Annotated in this window: 13 protein-coding genes; 9 read left to right on the top strand and 4 right to left on the bottom strand. The window is 71.2% G+C overall.

Features of this window, described 5'->3' with window-relative positions:
* Positions 1-62: 62 nt before the first annotated feature.
* Positions 63-764, top strand: a complete 702-nt coding sequence (locus QA861_RS02420) for a hypothetical protein (RefSeq protein ID WP_334586508.1) — start codon at positions 63-65, stop codon at positions 762-764.
* 17 nt (positions 765-781) lie between these two features.
* Here QA861_RS02420 and QA861_RS02425 read toward each other — a convergent pair whose 3' ends face one another.
* Complete coding sequence (locus QA861_RS02425; protein WP_334586509.1) at positions 782-1810, bottom strand: DUF6745 domain-containing protein; 1029 nt, start codon at positions 1808-1810, stop codon at positions 782-784.
* Between the two features lie 80 nt (positions 1811-1890).
* Positions 1891-2217 carry a DUF8820 family protein gene (locus QA861_RS02430; protein ID WP_334586510.1) on the bottom strand — a complete coding sequence of 109 codons (327 nt, stop codon included), beginning with the start codon at positions 2215-2217 and terminating at the stop codon, positions 1891-1893.
* A gap of 260 nt (positions 2218-2477) precedes the next feature.
* Here QA861_RS02430 and QA861_RS02435 point away from each other — a divergent pair, with 260 nt between their 5' ends.
* The 6 genes from QA861_RS02435 to QA861_RS02460 are packed head-to-tail and all read left to right on the top strand — an operon-like array spanning position 2478 to position 8409.
* Positions 2478-3446 carry an STM4015 family protein gene (locus QA861_RS02435; protein ID WP_334586511.1) on the top strand — a complete coding sequence of 323 codons (969 nt, stop codon included), beginning with the start codon at positions 2478-2480 and terminating at the stop codon, positions 3444-3446.
* Positions 3447-3497: 51 nt separating this feature from the next.
* Positions 3498-4658 (top strand): STM4014 family protein, encoded by a 1161-nt coding sequence (locus QA861_RS02440; RefSeq protein WP_334586512.1) that lies wholly within the window; start codon positions 3498-3500, stop codon positions 4656-4658.
* 31 nt (positions 4659-4689) lie between these two features.
* Entirely contained in the window at positions 4690-5496 is an 807-nt protein-coding gene (locus QA861_RS02445; RefSeq protein ID WP_334590426.1) for an STM4013/SEN3800 family hydrolase, read from the top strand.
* Positions 5493-6866, top strand: coding sequence for an STM4012 family radical SAM protein (locus tag QA861_RS02450; RefSeq protein WP_334586513.1), 1374 nt, complete (start codon positions 5493-5495; stop codon positions 6864-6866). The genes QA861_RS02445 and QA861_RS02450 overlap by 4 nt, the downstream gene beginning before the upstream one ends.
* Before the next feature lie 10 nt (positions 6867-6876).
* A complete protein-coding gene (locus QA861_RS02455) occupies positions 6877-7803 on the top strand; it encodes an STM4011 family radical SAM protein (RefSeq protein ID WP_334586514.1) in 927 nt (308 codons plus the stop codon).
* A gap of 33 nt (positions 7804-7836) precedes the next feature.
* Entirely contained in the window at positions 7837-8409 is a 573-nt protein-coding gene (locus QA861_RS02460) for a hypothetical protein (RefSeq protein WP_334586515.1), read from the top strand.
* A gap of 59 nt (positions 8410-8468) precedes the next feature.
* Here QA861_RS02460 and QA861_RS02465 read toward each other — a convergent pair whose 3' ends face one another.
* Positions 8469-9854 carry a DEAD/DEAH box helicase gene (locus QA861_RS02465; RefSeq protein ID WP_334586516.1) on the bottom strand — a complete coding sequence of 462 codons (1386 nt, stop codon included), beginning with the start codon at positions 9852-9854 and terminating at the stop codon, positions 8469-8471.
* 225 nt (positions 9855-10079) lie between these two features.
* Here QA861_RS02465 and QA861_RS02470 point away from each other — a divergent pair, with 225 nt between their 5' ends.
* Positions 10080-10937, top strand: a complete 858-nt coding sequence (locus QA861_RS02470; RefSeq protein ID WP_334586517.1) for an aldo/keto reductase — start codon at positions 10080-10082, stop codon at positions 10935-10937.
* A 187-nt stretch (positions 10938-11124) separates the two neighbouring features.
* Positions 11125-11838, top strand: a complete 714-nt coding sequence (locus tag QA861_RS02475) for an LmeA family phospholipid-binding protein (RefSeq protein WP_334586518.1) — start codon at positions 11125-11127, stop codon at positions 11836-11838.
* Positions 11839-11968: 130 nt separating this feature from the next.
* On the opposite strand, the gene QA861_RS02480 is transcribed toward QA861_RS02475, so the two are convergent.
* On the bottom strand, positions 11969-12826 hold the full coding sequence (locus tag QA861_RS02480) for a LuxR C-terminal-related transcriptional regulator (RefSeq protein ID WP_334586519.1): 858 nt from the start codon (positions 12824-12826) through the stop codon (positions 11969-11971).
* Between the last annotated feature and the right edge of the window lie 223 nt (positions 12827-13049).

Here is a 13049-nt window from a genome sequence, read left to right on the forward strand (position 1 = left end):
TCACCACGCGTATGAAGTAGTACTGATCCATTCGGTCGGAATCGAGATCAGGGAGTCACCAAATGCCCTTAAGACAGGTCAAGTTGGCAGTACTCCTCTGCACAGCGACGCTGGTTGCCGGATGCGGGGGCGGCGGTGACGACGGTTCCGACGCGAAGGCGTCCCCGTCGCAGTCCCCGTCCGTTTCCGCGTCCGCGCAGGGGTCGGAGGCTGCCGCCGACCCGCTCGACGCGGCCGGGTTGAAGTCCGCGGCGCTGTCCGGCACCGAGGTGGACGGCTTCCAGATCACCGACTTCCCCGCCAAGCCCGCCGGCGGCGGCACCGCCCGTCCCGCGGCCTGCCAGGCGCTGGAGAACATGCGTACCGCGTCCCCCGAACCGGCTCCGAAGCAGTTCCTCGGCCTCCTCGCCTACGCCACCGCCGGCTCGTCGGCCGGCTCCGCCACCACCATCGGTCTGATGGCCTACGACCAGCCGGACGCCGAAGGCGTCCTCGACGGCCTGCGCACCGCCCTGAAGGACTGCACCGCCTACGCGGGCGGCGTACCTGCCCCGACCACCGTCAAGTCGGCCACCGCACCCGACGCGGGCGACGACGCCGTCGCCTTCGACCTGCGGACCCAGGGCGACTCCTCGGACGCCTTCGTGGTCGTGCGCAGCGGCGCCACAGTCGTCATGTTCTACGCGGTGAGCGGCACCGGTTCGCCCGCCGAGGTACCGGCCGAACTGGTCTCCGCGCAGCTCGGGAAGCTGAAGCAGGCCTAGAGTTCGACCCGACGGGGTCAGGTCTGCCGCAACGGCTCGTACACGTCCGCGCCGAGGCCGAACGTCCAGGCCACGCCCTCGCGGGCCGTACGGGTCGTCGGCGGCACCCGCAGCCAGTAGGTGCGGCTCGTCCCGTCGGGTTCCGGTGTGGAGTTGACGACTTCGACCATCACCACGTCCTCGTCACCGACGAGTTCGACCCGCCACAGCACCCCGGTCTCGTCGCGGTGCACGGGCTTCGCACCGGACTCGTCCAGGTAGCGGTCGTAGCCGTAGAACTCCAGCATCACGCGGCGGAGTTCGGCGTTCTCCTCGCCGCGGATCCGCTCCGGGGTCAGCGTGGTCAGGTCGTCCAGGAAGTCCCGTGGCACAGGCATGCCGCGCCAGGCGTACAGCTCGAACCCGTCCGCGTAGCCGAGTGCCGGGCCGTCGCCGCGGTCCAGGCGGCCCGCCTCGTCGCGGTGCAGGGTCAGGGGGCGTTCACTGATGATCACCGTCTTCTCGTAGGGCCACCACCAGCCCGCTTCACGCGCCACGGCGCCAAGGCCCGCCAGGGGACTGTCGTCGCCGGAATCGAAAGCGCACAGCCAGGCCGCGTCGTGCTGTCCCAGCGCGGCGTCCAGGAGCAGCAGGCGGACCCGCGCCTCGTCCCGTCGGTCGACGGCGAGTTCCTCGACGATCCCTGCCCGCACCCGGTCGACCAGCATGCGGGTGGAGTCCCACAGGCCCGCTCCGGTGGCCCGCCAGTGCCCGCTCCACCGCTCCGGGCCCAACTCCGCGTGCAGCCGCTCCCGTTCTGCCGCCCAGGGCGCGCCCAGCACGGCGTCGCGGACACCGGCCCCGAGGGGCCCCAGCGCCGAACCGTCCGGGTGAGCGTTGGTCATGAGCATCCGTACGGCCTCGCGGGGCGAGCGCGTCCACAGGACGCGGTCCGGTTCCGGCAATCCGGCACGCCGGTACGCGAGCCGGACGCCTTCCTCGGCCGCCGCCCGGTCACCCGGTCCCGTCGCCGCTGCCGCCGTCCGCCAACTGCCCTGATCCGTCAACGCCGTTCCTCTCCAAGTTCCGTGCCGGGCCGCATCCCCGTGCCGCCCGGTCCTACGCTTCGCCCATGTGCCCCGGTGTGTCAGTCGGCGACGACGCGCACCGAACCCGGGAGGTACTCCCGCTGCCGGATCACCCGGTACCAGCCCTTCGGAAGCGAGATCGCCGCATGCTCCTCGTGCACGACACGCGCGCCCTCGGGCACGTGCAGCAGCATCGGCCCGAACACTCCGGCCTCGCGGATCAGCCGTCCCGGACCGGCCACCGCATGGGCGTGGCCGGTGACTTCGCCGAGGGCCAGGACGAGTCGGCCCCGGCCGTCACGCGGTTCTGACGCCGCGTCGAGCGCGTACTCCGGCACCGCGCCCTCGGCCAGCGACACGATCAGTACGTCTCCTTGCCGGTACATGGGTCTCCCTCCCGATGCGGCACTCCGTGTGCCATGGGAACGACCGTAGAGGCGACCACTGACAATCGGTCCTGGTCCGTGTGCCGTGCGGCCGTCCGCGGCTCGTCGACCGGTTGTCGGGGTCACCCGGGAGGGCCCCCTGTTCGCGGCGTTGTCAGTGGGGCTTGGTAGAACTCCTCTACCTGGACGCGGTCGGCGCGCGCCGGGCGCGGGACCACGACCGCCGATCCACCGGCCTCTGGATCAGGGAGCACGCACGCATGACACTCGGTAGCCACCTCGGGGAATTCCACGGCCTGCCGGCCTTCACCTTTCCCGAAGCCGGTGAAGCCTCGGCGGACATGTCCGCTCTTCCGTCGCCCGAGTCCGTCGCCTGGCGCATCGCCGCCGACTCCTACGACGCCAAGGAGCAGTGGGAGGAGGCCTTCGCCCGCTTCCTGGAGGCCGTCGACACCCGGGGGGTGCGCGCGCTGATCGTCGGCGCGTGGAGCGACATGTACGACACCGGCCCCGACGAGGTGATCGGGGCACTGGTGGCGGCCCGCGACCGACTGCCCGCCCTGCGCGGTCTGTTCCTGGCCGACGTCATGTCGGAGGAGTGCGAGATCTCCTGGATCACCCAGGGCGACGTCACTCCCCTGCTGGAAGCCTTTCCCGAGCTGGAGGAGTTCGGAGTCCGCGGCGGCAACGAGCTGGTCTTCCCCGCCGTCCGTCACGAGCGGCTGCGCACTCTGACCGTCGAAAGCGGCGGCCTGCCCGTCGAGGTGGTGCGGGGCATCGCGGGCAGCGATCTGCCCGCCCTCGTCGAACTCGACCTGTGGCTGGGCACGTCCGAGTACGGCGGCGACGCCGACGTGGCCGACCTGGAACCCTTCTTCGCGGGCACCCGGCTGCCCAACCTCAGGCGGCTCGCCCTGCGCAACAGCGAGATCCAGGACGCCGTCTGTTCGGCGCTCGCGTCCGCGCCGGTGGTTGCCCGTCTGGAGGTACTCGACGTCTCGATGGGCGTGCTCACCGACGACGGCGCGACAGCCCTGCTGAGCGGTCAGCCGCTGGCCCATCTGAAGAAGCTCGACCTGCACCACAACTACGTCAGCGAGGCGCTGCGTACGCGGCTGCTCCAGACGCTGGAGCCCGCCGGTGTGGAGGTCGACGCCGATCCCGACGACGCCGACTCCGACGAGGAGGACGACGGCACGGTCTGGCGTTTCGTCGCGGTGGGCGAGTAGCACGACGGCGTCCGGACGAAGCGGACCAGGGCAGGCAGGGGGGTGAGCGGCATGCGGTACACGGGCGCGGGGAGCGTCTCGCCGAGGTGGGTGGTGGTCGCCAACGGGGACAACCGCCGGGTGAGTCTGTTCGGCGCGGCCACCCAGGCCGCCGGTCACGGCACGCCTCGCGTGGTCGAGTGGCGGGACGTGCTGCGTGAAGGGGGACACGACTTCGCCGACGACGAGCTCGTCCGCCTCGACTCTCCCGGAGAGAGTGCCGAGGTGGACGCGTTGTTGCGCGATGTGGACGATCCGACGCGGGTGGAGGGGTCCGCGCGCTGGTACGGACGGTTCCTGGAGGGCGTGGCCTCGCTGCGCGGCGGGCGACGGGTCGACGACCCGGTCGAGCTGGCCGTGATGTTCGACAAACGGCTCTGTCACGACCGGCTCGTCCGGGCGGGCGTGCCGGTGCCGCTCTCCCCCACCTCCGGGGGCGTGGCGCCGGTGCGGGACTGGGCGGACGTACGCGCCCGCATGCAGGAGGCGGTCCTGCGGCGGGTGTTCGTCAAACTCGCGCACGGCTCCTCCGCCTCCGGTGTCCTGGCGATCGAGACGACCGCGTCGGGGCGCATCCGCGCGACCACGTCCGTGGAACGGACCGAGGAGGGCCGGCTGCACAACTCCCTGCGGGTGCGCCGGTACACCGAGGAGGGGGAGATCGCCGCGATCGTCGACACGCTCGCCCCCGACGGGCTGCACATCGAGCGGTGGCTGCCGAAGGCGTCGCTCGACGGCCGGTCGGCCGATCTGCGCATCGTGGTCGTGGGCGGCCGGGCCACCCACGCCGTGGTCCGCACGAGCCGTTCCCCACTGACCAACCTGCATCTCGGCGGCGCGCGCGGCGACCTGGCGGCGGTACGGGCGCTCGCCGGTGACCGCTGGGCCGCCGCACTCGAAACGAGTGAGCGGGCCGCGGCCTGCTTCCCCGGCACGCTGTGCGTCGGTGTCGATCTGCTGCCGGCCATCGGCTGGCGCCGCTTCGCCGTCGGGGAGGTCAACGCGTTCGGTGACCTGCTCCCCCGCCTCACCGGCCTCCCCGGCAGCGGGGCGGAGGGCCTGGACACATACGCCGCGCAGGTCGCCGCGGCGACATCGTTCACCCCCGGCCACTCACCCTGTTCACCCGTTCCACCGCACGAGCTTCCGAGGACCGCACATGCCACCGCCTGAGCCCCTTCCCGCCCCGGCCGCCGGGCCGGACATGAACCAGGTGGTGGGCCGCGACGACCTGTTGCTGCTCACCCTCGACACCCTCCGCCACGACGTGGCCGTCGAACTCGCCGCCGCCGGACGGCTGCCCAACCTGACCGCGCGTCTGCCGGGCGGCACCTGGGAGAAGCGGCACGCGCCCGGGAGTTTCACCTACGCCTCCCACCAGGCGATGTTCGCGGGTTTCCTGCCCACACCGGCGGCGCCGGGGCCACATCCGCGGCTGTTCGCGGCCCGGTTCGCGGGCAGCGAGACGACAGCGGACGGCACGTACGTCTTCGACACCCCGGACCTCGTGTCCGGTCTGGCCTCGCACGGTTACCGCACAGTCTGCATCGGCGGCGTCGGCTTCTTCAACAAGCAGGGCGCCCTGGGCGACGTACTGCCCGGGTTCTTCCAGGAGAGCCACTGGGAGCCGGAGTTCTCGGTGGCCTCCCCGACCTCCTTCGAGGCGCAGGTGGCCCGCGCCGAGCAGACGGTGTCCGAACTGCCGCCCGAGCAGCGGCTGTTCCTCTTCCTGAACGTCTCCGCGCTGCACCAGCCGAACTGGTTCCACCTGCCCGGCGCGACCCGCGAGGCGGGCGACAGCCGGCTCACCCATGCCGCCGCGCTGGAGTACGTCGACCGTCATGTCGGGCGGCTGTTCGCGGCGATGAGTTCACGCCGCCGCTGTTTCGCCATCGTCTGCTCCGACCATGGCACCGCCTACGGGGACGACGGTCACACCGGCCACCGCCTCGGTCACGAGTCCGTGTGGACCGTGCCCTACGGCCAATTCTTCCTGGAGCCGTCCGTATGAGCCCGACCATCACCTCGACGGACACCGTGACGGACACCGCCGCCCACCCGCCGCGGCCGTACCAGAGTTATACGTACGCGTACCCGCACAAGACCGCCTACCGGCCGCTCACCGCCGGGCCCCGGCTCGCGGACCTGTGGGCCGGGGAGTCCCGTCAGTCGTTGTCGCTGTACCTGCACATCCCGTTCTGCGAGGTCCGCTGCGGCTTCTGCAACCTGTTCACCCGGATCGGGGCGCCCGACGGTCTGACGGGCCGCTACCTGGACGCCGTGCGGCGCCAGGCCGCCGCCGTGCGCGAGGCGCTGGGTGACGCGCAGACGCCGCGGTTCGCCAACGCCGCGTTCGGCGGCGGCACTCCGACCTTTCTGGAGGCGGCGGAGCTGGAGCGGCTGTGCGACATCGCCGAGCAGGAGATGGGCGTGGACCTGCGGGCCGTCCCCCTGTCCGTGGAGGCGTCACCGTCCACGGCCACCGCCGACCGGCTGGCCGTACTGGCCGAGCGGGGCGCCACCCGTCTCAGCCTCGGTGTGCAGAGCTTCGTCGAGGAGGAGGCGCGGGCCGCCGTACGCCCGCAGCACAGGTCCGACGTGGAGGCGGCCCTGACCCGCATCCGCGAGGCCGCCGTGCCCGTCCTCAACATCGATCTGATCTACGGCATCGACGGGCAGACGGCAGCCAGTTGGCGCTACTCCCTCGACGCGGCCCTCGCCTGGCACCCGGAGGAGATCTACCTCTACCCCCTCTACATCCGTCCGCTGACCGGCCTCGGCCGCCACAGCGACCCAGGGGCGGCCGACCGGGAATGGGACGAGCGACGGCTGCGCCGCTACCGGGAGGGCCGCGACCATCTCCTCTCGCACGGCTACGAGCAGGTGTCGATGCGCATGTTCCGGCGCTCGGACGCGCCGCCGCAGGGTCCGGACGACTACGCCTGCCAGACCGACGGCATGATCGGCCTGGGCTGCGGTGCCCGCTCGTACACCTCCCGGCTGCACTACTCCTTCGACTACGCGGTCTCGATGCGGGAGATACGCGGCATCATCGACGACTACACCGCCACCGAGGACTTCTCCCGCGCGCTGCACGGCAGATGGGTCGACGAGGACGAGGCACGACGCCGTCATCTGCTGCAGTCCCTCCTCCAGGCCGAGGGCATGCCCCTCGCCGAGTACCGGCTCCGCTTCGGCTCGCAGCCGTACGACGACTTCCCCGCCGAGCTGGACACCCTCGCCGCGCGCGGCTGGCTCGACGACGACCGGACGCATCAACTGCGTCTGTCCGCCGAGGGGCTGGCCCACTCGGACGCCATCGGCCCGGAGTTCTTCTCGCCGGACGTGCGCGACGCCATGGCCGCCTACGAGACGAAGTGAGAGGCGCCCGGTGGATCTGACGCTGCTGTACCGCGGGCCGCTCGCCTCCTGCGACTACGACTGCCCCTACTGCCCGTTCGCGAAGCGCCGTGACAGCACCGCGCAACTGCGCGCCGACCGCGCGGCACTGGAGCGCTTCACCGCGTGGGCGCGCGAGCAGCGGGGAGACGAGCTGTCGGTGCTCTTCACCCCGTGGGGCGAGGGACTGGTCCGCTCCTGGTACCGGCGCGCTCTGGTCGAACTCTCCCACCAGCCGCACATACGCCGGGTCGCCATCCAGACCAACCTGAGCTGCCGCACCGACTGGCTCGCGGACGCGGACCGCGACACCGTCGCCCTGTGGTGCACCTACCATCCCGGGCAGACGCCCTACGAGCGGTTCCTGGCCAGGACGTACGAGCTGTCCGCGCTCGGAGTCCGTTTCAGCGTCGGCATCGTCGGCGTACCGGACCATCTGGAGCACGCACGCCGACTACGCGCGGAGCTGCCGGACCAGGTCTATCTGTGGGTGAACGCGGCCGAGGGGCACACCTACACCGACGTGCAGGCCGGTGAGTGGACCGCGCTGGACCCGCTCTTCCCGTTCAGCCGCCATCCGCACCGCTCGGCGGGCCTGCCGTGCCGCACCGGGGAGTCGGTGCTCTCGGTGGACGGCGAGGGCACGGTGCGCCGCTGCCATTTCGTCCGCGCGGAACTCGGGAACCTGTACGACGGCTCCTACCGTGGCGCGCTCGGCCCACGGGCCTGTCCCTCGGGGGTGTGCGACTGCCACATCGGATACGTGCACCTGGAGACACTGCCGTTGTACGACGTGTTCGCGGGCGGCGTCCTTGAACGCGTCCCGAGGGCCCTGCCCGACCGGCCGCTTCTGCCGCTGGTCCCGGTGGAACGAACTGGCGTCGAGGCGGCTGCCGTGGCAGGGTCGCCAGAATCGTGAACGTGTGAACGTGCAGTTGGTGAGAGGAAGTTCGTGGACACGCAGACCTGGGACGCCCTGGCCGCATCGATGAGGAACGCGTACATCGCGGGGCCGGGCGAAGGGGAGCTGCCCCGCCCGGTCATCATGCCGCTGGTCCGCGGTGAGCTGGTCGGCCTGATCTGGCTGCGTCCCGTCGAGACCGGCAAGGACGCGCTCACCGGCATCGCCCAGCTGTCGAACATCGCGGCGGCGGCCGGGGCCGACGAGGTCGTCCTCGCCTGGGAGACCCAGGACGTCGCCGCCACCTGCGAGTTGCCGGTCACCGGCCCGTCGCCGTGCCTGAACCTGGTGCACGCCACGAAGGACGGCCACACCCTGCACCGGTTCCCCTACGCCGAGCCGTCCCCCACCGACTCCCCCGACGGCCCGGCCGCAGCCGACCTGGCGTGGCTCCCCGTACCCGAACCCCAGCCGGGCGGCGAACTGATCCCCCCGGTCCGGGCCGCGGTCGACTACTCCTTCATCCCGCTCGACATCGACCACCCCTCGCCCTTCGGGGTCACCGTCGTCCTGATGGAGGAGGACGGCTACAGCGTGCGCCTGACCGAGGCGTTCGCCCTCTGACGACCGGTTGAGCAGCGCCTGGCGCTCCAGGCAGGCTTCGGCCCGCTCTCAGCTCCGCGTCAGCGGCCCTTGCGGACTCGGGCGGCCGCTCGGGCTTCGGCCGTCTTGCGGGCCTCGGCGGCTTTGCGGGACTCCTTGGCGGGGCGGCCCGGGCGGGTGCCCATGCCGCGGAAGGGCGCGTTCCCGGTGTGCGTCTTCGTCTCGGTCGGCGGGCGCTTCGCGCCGGTGATGGCGGTCAGCTTCTCCTCGCCGGAGCGCACCTGTGCGACCATCGGGCGAATCCCGGCGTCGGACATCATCCGGTTCACGTCGCGCCGCTGGTTGGGGGTCACCAGGGTGACCACCTTGCCGGACTCCCCCGCGCGAGCCGTACGCCCGCCACGGTGCAGATAGTCCTTGGCGTCGGCCGGCGGGTCGACGTTGACGACGAGGTCGAGGGCCTCGATGTGAATGCCCCGCGCGGCGACGTTGGTGGCCACCAGTACGGTGATCTCCCCGTCCTTGAACTGACCGAGCGTGTGCGTGCGCTGCGGCTGCGACTTCCCGCTGTGCAGGGCGCCGGCCCGTACCCCGCTGGCCCGCAGATGACGGGTGAACTGGTCCACGCCGGTCTTGGTGTCCAGGAACATCAGCACCCGGCCGTCCCGCGCGGCGATCTCGGTCGCGGTCGCGTACTTGTCGGCGGCGTGGATGTTCAGGACATGGTGTTCCATCGTGGCGACCGAGCTCGCCAGCCGGTCGACCGTGGCGAGCACCGGGTCGTGCAGGTGGTCGCGCACCAGCTGGTCGACGTTGCGGTCGAGCGTCGCCGAGAACAGCAGCCGCTGTCCGTCGGAGGGGAGCTGGTCCATGATCTCCGACACCTGGGGCAGAAACCCCAGGTCGCACATCTGGTCCGCCTCGTCGAGCACCGTGATCCGCACGTGGTTGAGGACGCAGTCCCGGCGCGACACCAGGTCGGTCAGCCGCCCCGGGGTCGCGATGACCACCTCGGCGCCGGCCCGCAGCTCGGCCTGCTGCCGGTTGATCGACAGGCCTCCGACCACTGTCGCCAGTCGTACGTTCAGGGTCCGCGCGTACGGCGTCAGCGCGTCGCCCACCTGCTGCGCGAGTTCCCGGGTGGGCACCAGCACCAGTGCGAGCGGGCGCTTGGACTCGGCGCGCCGGCCCGCCGTACGGACGAGCAGCGCGAGCCCGAAGGCGAGCGTCTTGCCGGAGCCGGTTCGTGCCCGGCCGAGGACGTCACGGCCGGCCAGCGCGTTCGGCAGGGTCGCCGCCTGGATCGGGAAGGGCTCCGTCACCCCGAGGCCTGCCATCGTCTCCGTGAGCTCCGGCGGCAGCCCGAGCGCGTCGAAGGACACGGCCGGCGGCAGGCCGGGGGTCACCGTCCGCGGGGTGGTGAGCTCACCCTGCGGCGCGTTGTGAGCCGACGGTTTGGCGTTCATGAGGAGCCTTCCTGGTCTGACGCCCGCAACGCGCCGGGGCCCGTACCCCTTGGCACGGGCCCCGGCGGTGTCGAAGCGTGACCCCATTTTATCAGCGGTGGCATCGTGATTCAGTGGTGCGGGTGCTGAATGCGTTCGCATTCCCCTGTTGGACCTCTGGGCGTCGGCGAGCAAGGGTGGTGGGGCACATCCCTACGTAGCGACATCCGGAAGAGGTCACGAGCAATGCAGACTCGACGCATCGGTGACGTGGAGGTCAGCGCGATCGGTCTGGGCGGCATGCCCATGTCGATCGAGGGACGGCCGGACGAGGCCCGTTCCCTCGCCACCATCCACGCCGCGCTCGACACGGGTGTGACCCTGATCGACACGGCGGACGCCTACCACCTGCGCGCCGACGACGTGGGTCACAACGAGACCCTCATCGCCAAGGCGCTCGCCTCCCACGAGCGCGGCCCTGACGTCCTGGTCGCCACCAAGGGCGGACATCTGCGTCCCGGTGACGGCAGCTGGACCCTGGACGGCTCCCCCGCGCACATCAAGGAGGCCTGCGAGGCCTCGCTTCGCCGCCTGGGCGTGGAGGCCATCGGGCTGTACCAGTTCCACCGCCCCGACCCGAAGGTCCCGTACGAGGAGTCGGTCGGCGCGGTCCGGGACCTGCTGGACGAGGGCAAGATCCGTATGGCCGGAATCTCCAACGCCGACCCGGACCAGATCCGGCGGGCCGACGAGATCCTCGGCGGACGTCTGGTCGCCGTGCAGAACCAGTTCTCCCCGGCCTTCCGCTCCAGCGAGCGGGAGCTGCGGCTGTGCGACGAGCTGGGCATCGCGTTCCTGCCCTGGAGCCCGCTCGGCGGTATCTCCCGGGCCGGCGACCTCGGTTCGGCGTACGCCCCCTTCGCCAGGATCGCCGCAACCCACGGCGTCAGTCCGCAGCGCGTGTGCCTGGCCTGGATGCTCGCCAAGTCACCGATGGTCGTGCCGATCCCCGGCTCCAGCCGCCCGGAGACGATCCGTGACTCCGCCGCCGCCGCTCGACTGACGCTCACCGCCGAGGAGTCGGCGGAGCTGGACGCCGTCTGAGCCTCTGGACGCCGGGCCCGCACGGTCCCGGCGCCCTCTCGCTCCGTCACGGACGGACAACTCGACGCGGTTTGACGCGAGTTTGAAGCTCCGGACGTGTGTTCATGGTCAACAACGCCTAGAGTCTCCCCCTGGCCTCCGTGTGAGCGCCCGGTACTCAGTTCACCGCGACATGGGGGGAATCGGCGTGAGACGTCGATGGGTGAAGGTTCTGCTGATCACCGCCGTGGTGCTCGCCGCACTGTTCACAGCGGCCGACCGCGCAGCTGTGCACTACGCGGACAAGGAGATCACACAGCTCGCCAAGGAGAAGTACGGCTACGCCAACACCACCGACGGCCATATGGATGTGTCGATCGAGGGCTTTCCCTTCCTGACCCAGGCCGCCGCCCAGAGCTTCGATCATGTGACGCTGACCGCCGAGCGTTTCACCATCGACACCACGAACAACGCCCAGGGCGGCTATCTGGACGTCGACCGTCTCCACCTGGACCTGCGTGGTGTGACGGTGACCTCGCTGACCGCGCGGAGCGCAGAGGCGAACCTCGCCACCGGCACCCTGACCCTCTCGTACAAGGAACTGTCCGGGGTGTTGAGCCGGCTCTCGGGCAACGGCGGCCCGTTGCGGGTGTCACGGGCGCCCGGATCCAACGGCCAGGCGGCACGCGTCAAGGTCTCGGGCACGGTCGACGGGACGGCGTTGAGTACCACGGGAACACTTCTGGCGCAGGGCACGGAACTCTCCCTGACGGTCCCTGGAGTCGAGAGTGCCGGAAACGTCTGGCGGGTCGGCCTTCCGCAGGGCGTCGGCTTCGAGGCGGCGCGCGCCACGGCGGACGGCGTCGAGATCAGCCTCGTCGGTCACCAGGTGACGCTCGGCTCGTCGCGCTTCGACGGCTGAGGCGCCCGTCAGCCGTCGGGGGTGCCGCCGCCGCACCGGTCAGGAGAGGCGGCCTGGATGCTGAGGTGCTGGACCCGGGTGCGGACCGGTCGAGCAGCACCCGTGACGCCTCCTCCCGCGGACAGCGGCGCTACGGGAGCAGGCCCGCCCGGCGGGCCGCGGTGACGGCTTCGAGCCGGGTGCCGGTGCCGAGCTTGCGCATCACCGAGCGCAGATAGCCCTTCACGGTCTCCAGGCCGATGTCGAGCCGGTCGGAGATGTCCAGGTTGGTGCAGCCCGCGGCGACGGCGACCAGGACGTCCAGTTCACGCGGCGACAGACTCGCCGCCGGTCCGGGAGAGGTCCGCTCGGCGCAGCAGCCCGACTCCAGCAGGGAACACACCTCGTGGAAGCGTTCCTTGAGGTGTCCCTCGCCGATCGTCTCGGTCAGGTCCAGCAACTCGGTGTGGACCGCGTGCACCTGCCGCAGGGGCGCCGCGTCACGGGGCGAGGGAGTGCTCCGCACGGCCCGGGCCTCCGAGAGGAGCCGGTGCGCGTGCTCGTGGGACGCGAGGAACTGCTCCAGGTCGCGAGCCGCCGCCGTCACCGCCGTCAGTACGCGGTCACTGAGCCGTACCGCCTCGCGTGACCCCACGAAGAGCGCGGCTCGTACCCTCGTACCCACGATCACGGGCGCCGCCACCATCGCCCGAACCTCCTCCTCCGCGATGAAGGAGTCGTACTCGTGGCTGATCTGCCGCGCCGCCCGGTAGTCGCTCACCGCTGCGAGCCGACGTGTCGTCAGCACCTTGCCGATCAGTCCGGCGCCCGCGGTCACGGGAAACCCTCGGCGTCCCTGCGACTTCGCCCCGCTGGTCTCACCGATCCGCAGCAGCTGCGGGCCGACCACCCAGGCCACACCCGCGACAGCCATGCCGCTGTCCTTGCGCAGCGCCAGCACCGCGGCACGGGCGGCGGCGGCCTCAGCACTGTCCTCCGCCGGCAACACGAGCGGGTCGACTCCTTGTCCGAGTACTGCGTCAACGATCCTGCCGGGACGGCGGTTCCCTGCCCCTCCTGGTGCGCCGAGGGGCTACTCCACCGTCGCCAGGAGAACAGTTCTGCAAGTACCCTTCGGCGTCAAGTACCTTTCGAGAACAGGTAGTTGACCGTTCTTCACCTTTCGCCGGAGTGGTGCGCCCGCCTTCGGGATCCGGCGCGACCGCGGACGA

The organism is Streptomyces sp. B21-083 (genome assembly GCF_036898825.1).
GTDB lineage: Bacteria > Actinomycetota > Actinomycetes > Streptomycetales > Streptomycetaceae > Streptomyces.